Raw genomic sequence first — 15,709 nt, 5'->3', positions numbered from 1 at the left:
ACTTCCCTGTTGCCGGTGCGCATTTATAACCTCAGCCCTTTGCCTTAGGAAATATTTCTGGCCGATATCCCCTGCCGCGAGCCTTCCGTTGCCTGCCAGGCTCAAAATACCCAAGAGCCGAGCAGAGAAAAATGCAGCCCGCGCCAGCCATATGCCTGATAGCGGCATGCGCCACCAGGTGCGTTGCAAAGCGGCCGAGGCGCAGTGTACAAAGGCTGCTCCGGGCCTACGCAAAGTGGATCGACTCCACATCGGACCGAACCTAACTGAACAGGCTGTAAACGTCACGAATGGCCCACTTTTTGGCCCGGACCATTCGCTGCAAGTGGTGAAAGCCCTAGAAACCAAGCCTGCTATTGGTAAGACGCGACATTTAATTATAAGATCGCGCCTTCCCCTATTTCGTCGCCCCGTGCGGCTTTCGCCGCAGGTCTCGCCCGTTTCTCGATAAAACAAGGCTTTGAGTATCTGCGGTCTGTTGCAAAAAGGTAGTTAATGATGAGCGCAAGGCACTTTCTCTCCCTGATGGATTGCACGCCCGAAGAGCTGGTCAGCGTGATTCGTCGAGGCATCGAGCTGAAGGACCTGCGTAACCGCGGCGTACTCTTCGAGCCCCTGAAAAACCGCGTTCTCGGGATGATTTTCGAGAAGTCCTCTACCCGCACCCGCCTGTCCTTCGAAGCCGGCATGATCCAGCTCGGCGGCCAGGCAATCTTCCTGTCCCCGCGCGACACCCAGCTGGGTCGTGGCGAGCCGATCAGCGACTGCGCCATCGTCATGTCGCGCATGCTCGACGCGGTGATGATCCGTACCTTTGCCCACAGCACCCTGACCGAGTTTGCGGCCAACTCCCGCGTACCGGTGATCAACGGCCTGTCCGACGACCTGCACCCGTGCCAGCTGCTGGCCGACATGCAAACCTTCCTCGAACACCGCGGCTCGATCCAGGGCAAGACCGTGGCCTGGATCGGCGACGGCAACAACATGTGCAACAGCTATATAGAAGCGGCGATCCAGTTCGACTTCCAACTGCGCATCGCCTGCCCCGAAGGCTACGACCCCAACCCTGAATTCGTCGCCCGCGCCGGCGACCGGGTGAGCATCGTGCGCGATCCGAAAGACGCGGTGATCGGCGCCCACCTGGTGAGCACCGACGTCTGGACCTCCATGGGCCAGGAAGAAGAAACCGCCCTGCGCCTCAAGTTGTTCGCGCCGTTCCAGGTCAATCGCGCACTGCTCGACCTGGCTGCCGAAGACGTGCTGTTCATGCACTGCCTGCCTGCCCACCGTGGCGAAGAAATCAGCCTCGACCTGCTGGACGATCCGCGCTCGGTGGCGTGGGACCAGGCAGAAAACCGCCTCCACGCACAAAAGGCCCTGCTCGAGTTTCTGGTCGAGCCGGCGTACCACCACGCATGAGCCAGCCATTACTGCTTAACCTGCGCAATCTCGCCTGCGGCTACCAGGACCAACGGGTCGTGCAGAACCTCAACCTGCACCTCAACGCCGGCGATATCGGTTGCCTGCTCGGTTCCTCCGGCTGCGGCAAGACCACCACCCTGCGCGCGATTGCCGGTTTCGAACCGGTGCACGAAGGTGAAATCCAGCTGGCCGGCGAAACCATCTCCAGCGCCGGCTTCACCTTGGCACCGGAGCGCCGGCGGATCGGCATGGTGTTCCAGGACTACGCCCTGTTCCCGCACCTGAGCGTGGCGGACAACATTGCCTTCGGCATCCGCAAGCACCCGCAGAAGAACCGGGTGGTCGAGGAGCTGTTGGAACTGGTCAACCTGAAGAACCTCGGCAAGCGTTTCCCCCACGAGCTGTCCGGCGGCCAGCAGCAGCGTGTTGCACTGGCCCGGGCACTGGCGCCGGAACCGCAGTTGCTGCTGCTCGACGAACCCTTCTCCAACCTCGATGGCGAACTGCGGCGCAAGCTCAGCCACGAAGTACGCGGCATCCTCAAGGCGCGGGGCACCAGTGCGATTCTGGTGACCCACGACCAGGAAGAAGCCTTCGCCGTCAGCGATCATGTCGGGGTGTTCAGGGAAGGCCGCCTGGAGCAATGGGACACGCCGTACAACCTCTATCACGAACCGCTGACGCCGTTCGTGGCGAGCTTTATCGGCCAGGGTTATTTCATTCGTGGCCAGCTGGACAGCCCGGAATCGGTGCAGACCGAGCTCGGCGTACTGCGCGGCAACCGTGCCTACACCTGGCCGCCCGGCGGCGCGGTGGATGTGCTGCTACGCCCGGACGACATCGTTTATGCACCGGACAGCGCCCTCAAGGCGCGGATCGTCGGCAAGAGCTTCCAGGGCGCATCGACCCTGTATCGCCTGCAACTGCCGACCGGCAGCCAGCTGGAGTCGATCTTCCCGAGCCACGCCGATCATCTGGTCGGCGCTGACGTGGGAATCCGCGTCGCCGCCGAACACCTGGTACTGTTCCAGGCCTCCGGCAGCACCGCGGCGCAACTGCCACAGGCTGAATCGGGCGTTCGCCGCTACAGCAGCAGCGCCCAGTGACATCCCACAGGAGCCGGTTCGCCGGCTCCTGTGTCGTTATATCCCCTCATCTCTCCCCTTCCAGACAGCACTAAAACCTCAGGCTGCTTGCCGAAATCAGTCGCGACCGATATCGGCGAATGTTGCCTGGGTGTGTTCGGCCAGCACGGCAGCCGCGAGTTCGACCTCAAGCCCACGCCGACCGGCGCTGACGAAGATGCTGGCAAAGGGCTGCGCACTGTTGTCGATAAAGGTGCGCAGGCGCTTTTTCTGGCCCAGCGGGCTGATCCCACCCAACAGGTAACCGGTCGCCCGCTGCGCCGCAGCCGGGTCGGCCATCTCGGCTTTTTTCACCCCAGCGGCGTGCGCCAGGGCCTTGAGGTCGAGACTTCCGACGACCGGCACCACGGCCACCAGCAACTCGCCCTTTTCACTGCTGGCCAACAGCGTCTTGAACACCTGCGCCGGGTCGAGGCCGAGCTTTTCCGCTGCTTCCAGACCATAGGAAGCCGCCTTCGGGTCGTGTTCATAACTGTGCACCCGATGTTCGGCGCGAACTTTTTTCAGCAGATCCAATGCAGGGGTCATGGCAACTCCATAGGCAGGGAAAACAACAGAAACAATGCCGGCGATTCTAGGATATCCGCCCGCAAAAGGCTCTATTCCACGGCCCATCCCCCAGCCCAGGCAGCCGCCGACACCAGGCTGGCCGCGCCTTTTGCACAAAACCCGCACGCTTCCCGCAAGATCATTCATACAACTGATAGTTATAAAATGACCAATGGTTCACTTTCGACCTTTGACAGTAATGTTTCTTGTCTATATTTTTTCGTTTGCGAATATCATGTGCTAGATCCAACAGCCGTACCCAGCAGTAAGCCGCGCCCAGGATGGGGATCCTGCCGACGGTGAAAATCGCGCTCGGCGCCCTTTACGCCAGCGCCAGACAACAACAAAAACCGAGGTTTTCCATGACAACTGCGTTACAACAACCGTCGCTTTCCGGCCAGTGCATGGCCGAATTCCTGGGTACAGCCTTGTTGATCTTCTTCGGCACCGGTTGCGTCGCCGCGCTCAAGGTCGCGGGTGCCAGCTTTGGCCTGTGGGAAATCAGCATCATCTGGGGGATCGGCGTGAGCATGGCGATCTACCTCACCGCCGGCGTTTCCGGCGCGCACCTCAACCCCGCAGTCAGCATCGCGCTGTGCATCTTTGCCGACTTCGAGAAGCGCAAGCTGCCGTTCTACATCTTCTCCCAGATCGCCGGCGCCTTCTGCGCGGCGCTGCTGGTCTACACGCTGTACAGCAACCTGTTCTTCGATTACGAACAAGCCCACCAGATGGTCCGCGGCTCCCAGGCCAGCCTCGAGCTGGCGTCGGTGTTCTCCACCTTTCCCAACCCGGCGCTGTCCACCGCCCAGGCGTTCCTGGTCGAAGTGGTGATTACCGCGATCCTGATGGGCGTGATCATGTCCCTGACCGACGACAACAACGGCTTGCCGCGCGGCCCGATGGCGCCGCTGCTGATCGGCCTGCTGATTGCCGTGATCGGTAGCGCCATGGGTCCGCTGACTGGTTTCGCGATGAACCCGGCGCGGGATTTTGGCCCTAAACTGATGACATTCTTCATGGGTTGGGGCGAGATTTCCTTCACCGGCGGCCGCGATATTCCGTACTTCCTGGTTCCGATCTTCGCGCCGATTGTCGGTGCCTGCCTCGGTGCCGTGGCTTACCGCGGGTTGATTGCCCGTCACCTGCCAACCGTCGCCCCTGCTCCAACGGATGCCGAAAAAGCCATTGACGGCAAAGTAAGAACTTCTTGAAACCGGTGGCGCAAGGTCCTGCCCAATCCCGACCTGCGCCTCTTGCCCACTTCCTTATTTTTGTCCAAGGCAATCGACATGACCGACATTCAGAATAAGAACTACATCATTGCCCTCGATCAGGGTACGACCAGCTCCCGCGCGATCATTTTCGATCGCGACGCCAACGTCGTGTGCACCGCCCAGCGCGAATTCGCCCAGCATTACCCGCAAGCCGGCTGGGTCGAACACGACCCGATGGAAATCTTCGCCACCCAGAGCGCGGTGATGGTCGAAGCCCTGGCGCAAGCCGGCCTGCATCACGACCAGGTAGCCGCCATCGGCATCACCAACCAGCGCGAAACCACCGTGGTCTGGGACAAGACCACCGGCCGGCCGATCTACAACGCCATCGTCTGGCAGTGCCGCCGCAGCACCGAGATCTGCCAGCAGCTCAAGCGTGACGGCCTGGAAAACTACATCCGCGACACCACCGGCCTGGTCACCGACCCGTACTTCTCCGGCACCAAGCTGAAGTGGATCCTCGACAACGTCGAAGGCAGCCGCGAACGCGCGCGCAACGGCGAACTGCTGTTCGGCACCGTCGACAGCTGGCTGATCTGGAAATTCACCGGCGGCAAGACCCACGTCACCGACTACACCAACGCCTCGCGCACCATGCTCTTCAACATCCACACCCTGGAGTGGGATGCGAAGATGCTGGAAGTGCTGGATATCCCGCGGGAAATGCTGCCGGAAGTGAAGTCCTCCTCGGAAATCTACGGCCGTACCAAAAGCGGCATTGCCATCGGCGGCATCGCCGGCGACCAGCAGGCCGCGCTGTTCGGCCAGATGTGCGTCGAGCCGGGCCAGGCGAAGAACACCTATGGCACCGGCTGCTTCCTGCTGATGAACACCGGCGACAAGGCGGTCAAGTCCCAGCACGGCATGCTCACCACCATCGCCTGCGGCCCTCGCGGCGAAGTGGCTTACGCCCTGGAAGGCGCGGTGTTCAACGGTGGTTCCACCGTGCAGTGGCTGCGTGACGAACTGAAGATCATCAACGACGCCCACGACACCGAATACTTCGCCAACAAGGTCAAGGACAGCAACGGCGTGTACCTGGTCCCGGCCTTCACCGGCCTGGGCGCTCCGTACTGGGACCCCTACGCCCGTGGCGCGCTGTTCGGCCTGACCCGTGGCGTGCGCGTGGACCACATCATCCGCGCCGCGCTGGAATCGATCGCCTACCAGACCCGCGACGTCCTCGACGCCATGCAGCATGACTCCGGCGAGCGCCTCAAGGCCCTACGCGTGGACGGTGGTGCGGTGGCCAACAACTTCCTCATGCAGTTCCAGGCCGACATCCTCGGCACCCAGGTCGAGCGCCCGCAAATGCGCGAAACCACGGCCCTGGGCGCGGCCTACCTGGCTGGCCTGGCCTGCGGTTTCTGGGGCAGCCTGGAAGAGCTGCGCGGCAAGGCAGTGATCGAGCGCGAGTTCGAACCACAGCTGGCCGAAACCGAGAAGGAAAAGCTCTACGCCGGCTGGAAAAAAGCCGTCAGCCGCACCCGCGACTGGGAACCGCACGAAGGCGCCGAATAAGCCAAGTCGCGGATTCGTATCAGGTTGTAACTGGTCGGGAGGGGATTCCTGCGGCATCATGGGCAAATTTTGCATGGCAGCCCAAAGGAAGCCCCATGAATCTGCCTCCCCGTCAGCAGCAAATCCTCGAGCTGGTCCGCGAACGCGGCTATGTCAGCATCGAGGAGATGGCCCAGCTGTTCGTCGTTACACCGCAAACCATCCGCCGCGACATCAACCAGCTGGCGGAAGTGAACCTGTTGCGTCGCTACCATGGCGGCGCAGCCTACGACTCCAGCGTCGAAAACACCGCCTACGCCATGCGCGCCGATCAGATGCGCGATGAGAAACAACGCATCGGCGAAGCCATCGCCGCGCAGATCCCCGATCACGCCTCGCTGTTCATCAACATCGGCACCACCACCGAATCCATTGCCCGGGCGCTGCTCAATCACAGCCACCTGAAGATCATCACCAACAACCTGCACGTGGCCTCCATGCTCAGCGCCAAGGACGACTTCGACGTGCTGTTGACCGGTGGCAATGTGCGTCGCGATGGCGGCGTGGTCGGCCAGGCCAGCGTCGACTTCATCAACCAGTTCAAGGTCGACTTCGCCCTGGTCGGCATCAGCGGTATCGACGAGGACGGCAGCCTGCTGGACTTCGACTACCAGGAAGTGCGGGTTTCCCAGGCGATCATCGCCAATGCTCGCCAGGTGATCCTGGCCGCCGATTCCAGCAAGTTCGGGCGCAATGCCATGATCCGCCTCGGCCCCATCAGCCTGATCGATTGCCTGGTCACCGACCAGCAGCCGGTTCCAGCACTGACCCAGCTGCTGCAGCAGCACAAGATTCGCCTGGAAGTCGTCTGAGCCCCTCCCTGTAGCCGCTGCCGAGCCCCGGCGAGGCTGCGATCGGGGCGCAGCCCCGTAAAACCAGGCGACGCGATATGTCTGATCGATACTGTCACCCGGTTTGGCGCCCGCTGCGCGGTCGATCGCAGCCTCGCCGGGGCTCGGCAGCGGCTACATATTGCGCGCCCCGGCCTCACCTGCCGTCCGTCCGACAATGTTCGTAAATTTTCCTTTGCCCGTCTTTCGATGAGTTTTTTCAATCGAAGTCCGCTGGCTGTCGACGTGTTTCTGCGCTAACATTTTCGTAAATGAACATTCATGTTCGATTTCAAATATCAGAAGAACACGAGGCCAGCCGATGCCCACTTCCACCTTGCCCGCGCCCCCTCTCGCCGAGATTTATGACATTGCCGTGATCGGTGGTGGGATCAATGGTGTCGGCATCGCCGCCGATGCCGCCGGGCGTGGCTTGTCCGTGTTCCTTTGCGAAAAAGACGACCTGGCCAGCCATACCTCCTCGGCCAGCAGCAAGCTGATCCACGGTGGCCTGCGCTACCTCGAACATTACGAATTCCGTCTGGTGCGCGAAGCCCTGGCCGAACGCGAAGTGCTGCTGGCCAAGGCCCCGCATATCGTCAAGCCCATGCGTTTCGTCCTGCCGCACCGCCCGCACCTGCGCCCGGCGTGGATGATCCGTGCCGGCCTGTTCCTTTATGACCACCTGGGCAAGCGGGAAAAACTCGCCGGCTCCAAGAGCCTGAAGTTCGGTGCCGACAGCCCGTTGAAAGCCGAGATCACCAAAGGCTTCGAATACTCCGACTGCTGGGTCGACGACGCGCGCCTGGTGGTGTTGAACGCCATGGCTGCCCGGGAAAAAGGCGCCCACGTACACACCCAGACCCGCTGCATCAGCGCCCGCCGCAGCAAGGGCATGTGGCACCTGCACCTGGAGCGCGCCGACGGCAGCCTGTTCTCGATTCAAGCCAAGGCCCTGGTGAACGCCGCCGGTCCATGGGTCGCCAAGTTCATCAAGGACGACCTGAAGCTGGATTCGCCTTACGGCATCCGCCTGATCCAGGGCAGCCACCTGATCGTGCCGAAGCTGTACGAAGGCGAACATGCGCACATCCTGCAGAACGAAGACCAGCGCATCGTCTTCACCATTCCGTACCTGAACCACTTCACCCTGATCGGCACCACCGACCGCGAGTACACCGGCGACCCGGCAAAAGTGGCGATTACCGAAGGCGAAACCGACTACATCCTGAAAGTGGTCAACGCCCACTTCAAGAAGCAGCTGAGCCGCCAGGACATCGTGCACACCTACTCCGGCGTGCGCCCGCTGTGCAACGACGAGTCCGACAACCCGTCGGCCGTGACCCGCGACTACACCCTGGCGCTGTCCGGCAATGCCGACGAAGCGCCGCTGCTGTCGGTGTTCGGCGGCAAGCTGACCACCTACCGCAAGCTGGCCGAATCGGCCATGGCCCAGCTGACGCCGTTCTTCAAGCACATCAAGCCGAGCTGGACCGCCCACTCGACCCTGCCCGGCGGCGAAGACATGACCACCCCACAAGCACTGGCCGAAGCGATTCGCCAGAAGTTCGACTGGGTACCCAGCGAAATCGCCCGCCGCTGGGCCACCAGCTACGGCAGCCGCACCTGGCGCCTGCTGGAAGGCGTGCACAGCCTGAACGACCTGGGCGAACACCTGGGTGGCGGCCTGTACACCCGTGAAGTCGATTACCTGTGCAGTGAAGAATGGGCAATCAATGCCCAGGACATCCTGTGGCGCCGCAGCAAGCTAGGCCTGTTCACCACCCCGGCCGAGCAGGAAAAACTGCAGCACTACCTGCAGAAGGTCGAGCAGAACCGGGCGAAGATCGAAGCCGCCTGATCGCCCCTCCTATAAAGAAGCCCCCGCGCCACACGGCTCGGGGGCTTTTTCATGCCCACCGCTTTTGTAGGAGCGAGCGGGCGGCGATCCGACTTGCCCGCGATGAACCATAACGCGGTCCAACAGCTACACCGCAGCGCCCGGATCGCGGGCAAGCCTCGCTCCTACAGGGGCATAGGCCCGGCCCTGCTGGGCATTCGGTTTTCCGAACGCGACTTTCGAGTCGATTCGGATAACCGGATAAAGACCGCCGACAATATCCGCCATAAATATTTAATAGCCTTCTAAATCAAGGTCTTGATACGGATCAGCTGGCCTGGCACGACTCATGCTCTACACTCTCCGACGAATGCCTGATGGGCCAACACACATCAGGAGCCGTCAAGGCATTCGCTGTATAAAAGAGCCGTCGAACTGGCTTCATAAAAAAAACAAATGTCGAGGAAATATTGATGCGCATCGTTCCCCATCTGTTGGGCGCAGCCATTGCTGCTGCTCTGATTAGCACTCCAGTGGTCGCCGCCGAACTCACCGGCACGCTGAAGAAAATCAAAGACTCCGGCACCATCACCCTCGGACATCGCGACGCTTCCATTCCGTTCTCCTACATCGCGGATGCATCCGGCGTTCCAGTCGGCTACTCCCACGACATCCAGCTGAAAATCGTCGAAGCCCTGAAGAAAGACCTCGACATGCCGGATCTCAAGGTCAAATACAACCTGGTTACCTCGCAAACCCGTATCCCGCTGGTGCAGAACGGCACCGTGGACGTCGAGTGCGGTTCCACCACCAACAACGTCGAGCGTCAGCAGCAGGTCGACTTCTCCGTAGGCATCTTCGAGATCGGCACCCGTCTGCTGTCCAAGAAGGATTCGCCTTACAAGGACTTCGCCGACCTGAAGGGCAAGAACGTCGTGACCACCGCCGGCACCACGTCCGAGCGCATCCTCAAGGCGATGAACGCCGACAAGCAGATGGGCATGAACGTGATCTCCGCCAAGGACCACGGCGAGTCCTTCAACATGCTCGAAGGCGGCCGCGCCGTGGCCTTCATGATGGACGACGCGCTGCTGGCCGGTGAAATGGCCAAGGCCCGCAAACCGACCGACTGGGCCGTGACCGGTACCGCGCAATCCTACGAAATCTACGGCTGCATGGTCCGCAAGGGCGACGCACCGTTCAAGAAGGCCGTGGACGACGCCATCATCGCGACCTACAAGTCGGGCGAGATCAACAAGATCTACGACAAATGGTTCCAGTCGCCGATTCCACCAAAAGGCCTGAACCTGATGTTCCCGATGAGCGACGAGCTCAAGGCCCTGATCGCCAATCCGACCGACAAAGCGGCTGACGATAAAAAGTCCTGATTCCTGACTAACCTTGTCTCCTGAAAGGGCCCGGCCCTTTCAGGAGCCTGTCACTACCTGCTGGCTTTTTTTTGGAAACACTCGAACCGGTGGTTGTCGAGCCGATCGCGTGTGCCTGGCTGTCATCCAGGCGGGAACGGATTTCCCCAAGCGGGTGCTTGTACATCGATCGATCAGAGGGGAGACCCTAATGAATTACAACTGGGACTGGGGCGTGTTCTTCAAGTCCACCGGCGTGGGCAGCGAGACCTATCTCGACTGGTTCATCGCGGGCCTGGGCTGGACCATCGCCATCGCCGTGGTGGCCTGGATCGTCGCGCTGCTGCTGGGCTCGATCCTGGGCGTCATGCGGACCGTGCCGAACCGCCTGGTGTCGGGCATCGCCACCGTCTACGTGGAGATCTTCCGTAACGTACCGCTGCTGGTTCAGCTGTTCATCTGGTACTTCCTGGTACCGGACCTGCTGCCGCAAAACCTGCAGGACTGGTACAAGCAGGACCTCAACCCGACCACCTCGGCCTACCTGAGCGTCGTCGTGTGCCTGGGCCTGTTCACCGCCGCCCGCGTCTGCGAACAGGTGCGCACCGGCATCCAGGCGCTGCCACGTGGCCAGGAGTCCGCGGCCCGCGCCATGGGCTTTTCGCTGCCGCAGATCTACTGGAACGTGCTGCTGCCCCAAGCCTACCGGATCATCATTCCGCCGCTTACCTCGGAATTCCTCAACGTCTTCAAGAACTCCTCCGTGGCCTCGCTGATCGGCCTGATGGAGTTGCTGGCGCAGACCAAGCAGACCGCCGAGTTCTCGGCCAACCTGTTTGAAGCCTTCACCCTGGCCACGCTGATCTACTTCACCCTGAACATGAGCCTGATGCTGCTGATGCGCATGGTCGAGAAGAAAGTCGCAGTGCCCGGCCTGATCTCCGTGGGGGGCAAATGATGGAATTCGATTTCACTGGCGTCGTTCCGGCCATTCCCGGCCTGTGGAACGGCATGCTGATGACCCTCAAGCTGATGGCCCTGGGCGTCGTCGGCGGGATCATCCTCGGCACCATCCTGGCGTTGATGCGCCTGTCCCATAACAAAGTGCTGTCGAATATCGCCGGCGTCTACGTCAACTACTTCCGCTCCATCCCGCTGCTGCTGGTGATCACCTGGTTCTACCTGGCGGTGCCCTTCGTGCTGCGCTGGATCACTGGCGAAGACACCCCGATCGGCGCGTTCGGCTCGTGCATCGTGGCCTTCATGATGTTCGAAGCGGCGTACTTCTGCGAAATCGTCCGCGCCGGCGTGCAGTCGATCCCCAAGGGCCAGATGGGCGCCGCCCAGGCCCTGGGCATGAGCTATGGCCAGATGATGCGCCTGATCATCCTGCCCCAGGCGTTCCGCAAGATGACCCCGCTGCTGCTGCAGCAGAGCATCATCCTGTTCCAGGACACCTCGCTGGTGTACACCGTGGGCCTGGTGGACTTCCTCAATGCTTCGCGCTCCAGCGGCGACATCATCGGCCGCTCCAATGAGTTCCTGATCGTTGCCGGTCTGGTGTACTTCACAATCAGCTTTGCCGCCTCGGTGCTGGTCAAGCGTCTGCAAAAAAGGTTTGCCGTATGATCTCTATCAAGAACATCAACAAGTGGTATGGGGACTTCCAGGTGCTGACCGATTGCAGCACCGAGGTCAAGAAAGGCGAAGTGATCGTGGTGTGCGGACCGTCCGGCTCCGGCAAATCCACCCTGATCAAATGCGTCAATGCCCTGGAGCCGTTCCAGAAAGGTGACATCGTGGTCGACGGCACCTCCATCGCCGACCCGAAGACCAACCTGCCGAAACTGCGTTCCCGCGTGGGCATGGTGTTCCAGCATTTCGAGCTGTTCCCGCACCTGACCATCACCGAGAACCTGACCATCGCGCAGATCAAGGTGCTGGGCCGCAGCAAGGAAGAGGCCACCAAGAAAGGCCTGCAACTGCTGGAGCGCGTCGGCTTGTCCGCCCACGCCCACAAGCACCCGGGCCAGTTGTCCGGTGGCCAGCAGCAGCGCGTGGCGATCGCCCGCGCGCTGGCGATGGACCCGATCGTCATGCTGTTCGACGAACCGACTTCCGCCCTCGACCCGGAAATGGTCAACGAAGTGCTGGACGTGATGGTGCAGCTGGCTCAGGAAGGCATGACCATGATGTGCGTGACCCACGAAATGGGCTTCGCCCGCAAGGTCGCGGACCGGGTGATCTTCATGGACGCAGGCAAAATCATCGAAGACTGCCCGAAAGAGGAATTCTTCGGCGACATCAACGCCCGCTCCGAGCGTGCGCAGCATTTCCTCGAGAAAATCCTGCAGCACTAAAGCACAGCCTGTAGCCGCTGCCGCAGGCTGCGATAAGGTCCGCAGGACCTTCCTCGGATCCGAAGANCGATCGCAGCCTGCGGCAGCGGCTACAGGAATCGTGCAGTGGTTGACCCAAGGCATCTGTGATGAAATGCGACCCCACTCTCTATCGCGCCGCGCCGCCATCACTCGCCGTGAAACCCCGTCTGATCCGCCACCTGTTCCTGCCGCCACTGGTCATCCTGCTGATGATCGGCCTGGGCTACGTCGGCTTCTGGGTCAGCGAGCACTACGGCATCCGCAGCCTCAGCGAGAACGGCGAACGCCAGCTGGAACTGCACGCCCGCGCGGTCGAAAGCGAGATCAGCAAATACACCTACCTGCCCAGCCTGCTGGAACTCGAATCCAGCGTTTCGCTGCTGCTCAACGACCCGACGCCGGAGCACCGGCAGAGCGTCAACAATTACCTCGAAGGCCTGAACCGGCGCAGCCGCAGTCGGGCCATTTACGTGATGGACACCACCGGCCGCGTGCTGGCCACCAGCAACTGGCGCGACGTCGACAGCTACCTGGGTGAAGACCTGTCGTTCCGGGCCTATTTCCAGAACGCCGTGCGCGGCCAGCCCGGGCGCTTCTACGGTATCGGCAGCACCAACGGCGAACCCGGCTACTACCTGGCCCACGGCCTGGAAGAACAGGGCAAGATCATCGGCGTGGCGGTGGTCAAGGTGCGCCTGGAGGCCCTCGAAGAACGCTGGCAACGCGCCCGCCTGGAAGGCTTTGTCAGCGACGAGAACGGCATCATCATCCTCTCCAGCGATCCGGCCCGGCGGCTGCGGTCGGTACGCCCGCTGAGCGACGACACCAAGGAGCGCCTGGCGCGCAGCCTGCAATATTACTGGTTCACCCTCAACGAACTGGAGCCCCTGGCCCGCGAACGCCTGGCCGAAGGCGTGGAGAAGCTGACCTTCCCGGCCAACACCGAACTGGTGTCCGACGACAAGGAAATCAGCTACCTGTCCCAGACCCGGCCCCTGAGCGATACGCCCTGGAACTTCACCCTGCTGACCCCGCTCAAGGACCTGCGCCGCGAAGCCATCAACCAGGGCATCCTGGTGGCCGTGGCCTTCGCCCTGGTGGCTTTCCTGCTGATTGCCTGGAACGAACGGCGCAAGGTCATCGCCACCCGCCTCGCCGCCCGCGAAGCCCTGCAGGAAGCCAACAACCAGCTGGAACGGCGGATCGCCGAACGCACCAGCGACCTGCGCGCCAGCAACGAACGGCTCAAGGGCCAGATCCGCGAGCGCCGCCAGGCCGAGGAAACCCTGCGCCGCGCCCAGGACGAACTGGTCCAGGCCGGCAAGCTCGCCGCCATCGGCCAGATGTCCACCAGCATCGCCCATGAACTGAACCAGCCGCTGGCCGCCCTGCGCACTTTGTCCGGCAACACCGTGCGTTTCCTCGAGCGCGGCGCCCTGGACACCGCCAGCACCAACCTCAAGACCATCAACGAACTGATCGACCGCATGGGCCGCATCACCGCCAGCCTGCGTTCCTTCGCCCGCCGCGGCGAGGACCAGGGCGAAGCCAGCCTCGGCAAGGCCGTGGACGCCGCCCTGCAGTTGCTCAACGCGCGCCTGGAAAACCTGCCGCTGCAATTGCACCGCGACTTCAGCGAGGTCCAGGTAAGGATCGACCAGACCCGCCTGGAGCAGATCCTGGTCAACCTGATCGGCAACGCCCTGGACGCCATGCAGGCCCAGCCGCGGCCGGAGCTGTGGCTGGAAGGCGAAAGCGTCGAAGGCAAGTACCGCCTGCGGGTGCGCGACAACGGCCACGGCATCGACGCCGAAGCGCGCAAGCATCTGTTCGAACCCTTTTTCACCACCAAACCCGGCGAACAGGGCCTGGGCCTCGGCCTGACCCTGTCCGCCAGCCTGGCCGCCGCCACGGGTGGCAACCTGGGCGTCGAGCACCCGGCCGACGGCGGTACCGCCTTCGTCCTCAGCCTGCCCCTGGTCAGCCCTACACAAGCCGAGCCGCTATGAACAACGACCTTACCGTCCTGATCGTCGAAGACGACCCCCATGTCCTGCTCGGCTGCCAGCAGGCCCTGGCCCTGGAAGACATTCCCTGCGTTGGCGTGGGCAGCGCCGAAGAAGCCTTGGAGCGGGTCGGCGACAACTTCGCCGGGATCGTCATCAGCGATATCCGCCTGCCGGGCATCGACGGCCTGGAGCTGCTGACCCGCCTCAAGGCTCGCGACCGCAGCCTGCCGGTGGTGCTGATCACCGGTCACGGCGATATCTCCATGGCTGTCGGCGCGATGCAGAAAGGCGCCTACGACTTCATGGAGAAACCCTTCTCCCCCGAGCGTCTGGTGGAGGTTGCCCGTCGCGCCCTGGAGCAGCGCGGGCTGGCCCGGGAAGTGTCGTCGCTGCGCCGCCAGCTGGCCGAGCGCGACTCCCTCGAAGGGCGGATCATCGGCCGCTCGCCAGCCATGCAGCACCTGCGGGAGCTGATCGCCAACGTCGCCGACACCTCGGCCAACGTGCTGATCGAAGGCGAGACCGGCACCGGAAAGGAACTGGTCGCCCGCTGCCTGCATGATTTCAGCCGCCGCCATACCCACCAGTTCGTCGCCCTCAACTGCGGCGGCCTGCCGGAAAACCTGTTCGAAAGCGAGATTTTCGGCCACGAGGCCAACGCCTTCACCGGCGCCGGCAAACGCCGCATCGGCAAGATTGAACACGCCCACGAAGGCACGCTGTTCCTCGATGAAGTGGAAAGCATGCCGATGAACCTGCAGATCAAACTGCTGCGGGTGTTGCAGGAGCGCACCCTGGAGCGCCTCGGCTCGAACCAGAGCGTGGCGGTGGATTGCCGGGTGATCGCGGCGACCAAGTCCGACCTCGACGAGCTGGGGCGCGCCAACCAGTTCCGCAGCGACCTGTATTACCGCCTGAACGTGGTGACCCTGGAGCTGCCGCCGCTGCGCGAGCGGCGCGAAGACATCCTGCAATTGTTCGAGCACTTCCTGCAGCAATCCTCCCTGCGTTTCGACCGCGCCGCGCCGGAGCTGGACAACCAGACCCTGTCGAACCTGATGAGCCACGACTGGCCGGGCAACGTGCGCGAGTTGCGCAACGTCGCCGAACGTTTCGCCCTGGGCCTGCCGGCGTTCAAGAAGTCCAGCGGCAATGCCGCCCAGGGCCTGGGCTTTGCCGAGGCGGTCGAGGCCTTCGAGCGCAACCTGCTCAACGACGCCCTGCAGCGCAGCGGCGGCAACCTGACCCAGGCCAGCCAGGAACTGGGCATGGCCAAGACCACGCTGTTCGACAAGGTCAAGAAATACGGCCTGAGCCACTAACCAACGT

The 15,709-nt window shown here is 62.4% G+C and carries 13 protein-coding genes; 12 read left to right on the top strand and 1 reads right to left on the bottom strand.

All coding sequences use genetic code 11. The features are described 5' to 3' along the window. The first annotated feature begins 498 nt into the window (after positions 1–498). Positions 499–1,419, top strand: coding sequence for an ornithine carbamoyltransferase (gene argF, locus ACTJKT_RS11905; RefSeq protein ID WP_025806006.1), 921 nt, complete (start codon positions 499–501; stop codon positions 1,417–1,419). Next, entirely contained in the window at positions 1,416–2,528 is a 1,113-nt protein-coding gene (locus tag ACTJKT_RS11900) for an ABC transporter ATP-binding protein (RefSeq protein ID WP_440787206.1), read from the top strand. Before argF ends, ACTJKT_RS11900 begins: the two co-directional genes overlap by 4 nt. Before the next feature lie 96 nt (positions 2,529–2,624). On the opposite strand, the gene ybaK is transcribed toward ACTJKT_RS11900, so the two are convergent. After that, positions 2,625–3,095, bottom strand: a complete 471-nt coding sequence (gene ybaK, locus ACTJKT_RS11895; protein WP_016703437.1) for a Cys-tRNA(Pro) deacylase — start codon at positions 3,093–3,095, stop codon at positions 2,625–2,627. Positions 3,096–3,478: 383 nt separating this feature from the next. On the opposite strand from ybaK, the gene ACTJKT_RS11890 reads away from it, so the two are divergent. The 10 genes from ACTJKT_RS11890 (at position 3,479) to ACTJKT_RS11845 (ending at position 15,702) form a co-directional block, all read left to right on the top strand. Further along, positions 3,479–4,330, top strand: coding sequence for an MIP/aquaporin family protein (locus ACTJKT_RS11890; protein ID WP_440787205.1), 852 nt, complete (start codon positions 3,479–3,481; stop codon positions 4,328–4,330). Positions 4,331–4,408: 78 nt separating this feature from the next. Continuing rightward, a complete protein-coding gene (glpK, locus tag ACTJKT_RS11885; protein ID WP_440787204.1) occupies positions 4,409–5,914 on the top strand; it encodes a glycerol kinase GlpK in 1,506 nt (501 codons plus the stop codon). Between the two features lie 95 nt (positions 5,915–6,009). Next, positions 6,010–6,765 (top strand): DeoR/GlpR family transcriptional regulator, encoded by a 756-nt coding sequence (locus tag ACTJKT_RS11880; RefSeq protein ID WP_007922413.1) that lies wholly within the window; start codon positions 6,010–6,012, stop codon positions 6,763–6,765. Positions 6,766–7,105: 340 nt separating this feature from the next. Beyond that, positions 7,106–8,644 carry a glycerol-3-phosphate dehydrogenase gene (glpD, locus tag ACTJKT_RS11875; protein WP_440787203.1) on the top strand — a complete coding sequence of 513 codons (1,539 nt, stop codon included), beginning with the start codon at positions 7,106–7,108 and terminating at the stop codon, positions 8,642–8,644. 452 nt (positions 8,645–9,096) lie between these two features. Then, entirely contained in the window at positions 9,097–10,011 is a 915-nt protein-coding gene (locus ACTJKT_RS11870) for a glutamate/aspartate ABC transporter substrate-binding protein (protein WP_025806014.1), read from the top strand. A gap of 190 nt (positions 10,012–10,201) precedes the next feature. Next, positions 10,202–10,948, top strand: coding sequence for an amino acid ABC transporter permease (locus ACTJKT_RS11865; RefSeq protein WP_009050566.1), 747 nt, complete (start codon positions 10,202–10,204; stop codon positions 10,946–10,948). Next, positions 10,948–11,619: an amino acid ABC transporter permease gene (locus ACTJKT_RS11860; RefSeq protein ID WP_440787232.1), complete on the top strand. Its 672-nt coding sequence runs from the start codon at positions 10,948–10,950 to the stop codon at positions 11,617–11,619. Before ACTJKT_RS11865 ends, ACTJKT_RS11860 begins: the two co-directional genes overlap by 1 nt. Then, positions 11,616–12,350 (top strand): amino acid ABC transporter ATP-binding protein, encoded by a 735-nt coding sequence (locus ACTJKT_RS11855; RefSeq protein WP_097304879.1) that lies wholly within the window; start codon positions 11,616–11,618, stop codon positions 12,348–12,350. Before ACTJKT_RS11860 ends, ACTJKT_RS11855 begins: the two co-directional genes overlap by 4 nt. 128 nt (positions 12,351–12,478) lie before the next feature. After that, positions 12,479–14,380, top strand: coding sequence for a sensor histidine kinase (locus ACTJKT_RS11850; RefSeq protein WP_440787202.1), 1,902 nt, complete (start codon positions 12,479–12,481; stop codon positions 14,378–14,380). Next, entirely contained in the window at positions 14,377–15,702 is a 1,326-nt protein-coding gene (locus ACTJKT_RS11845; RefSeq protein WP_009050570.1) for a sigma-54-dependent transcriptional regulator, read from the top strand. Before ACTJKT_RS11850 ends, ACTJKT_RS11845 begins: the two co-directional genes overlap by 4 nt. Positions 15,703–15,709: the final 7 nt, after the last annotated feature.

It is taken from the genome of Pseudomonas sp. 22526, assembly GCF_052044735.1.
GTDB lineage: Bacteria > Pseudomonadota > Gammaproteobacteria > Pseudomonadales > Pseudomonadaceae > Aquipseudomonas > Aquipseudomonas piscium.
This window is presented reverse-complemented; position numbering and strand designations above follow the sequence as displayed.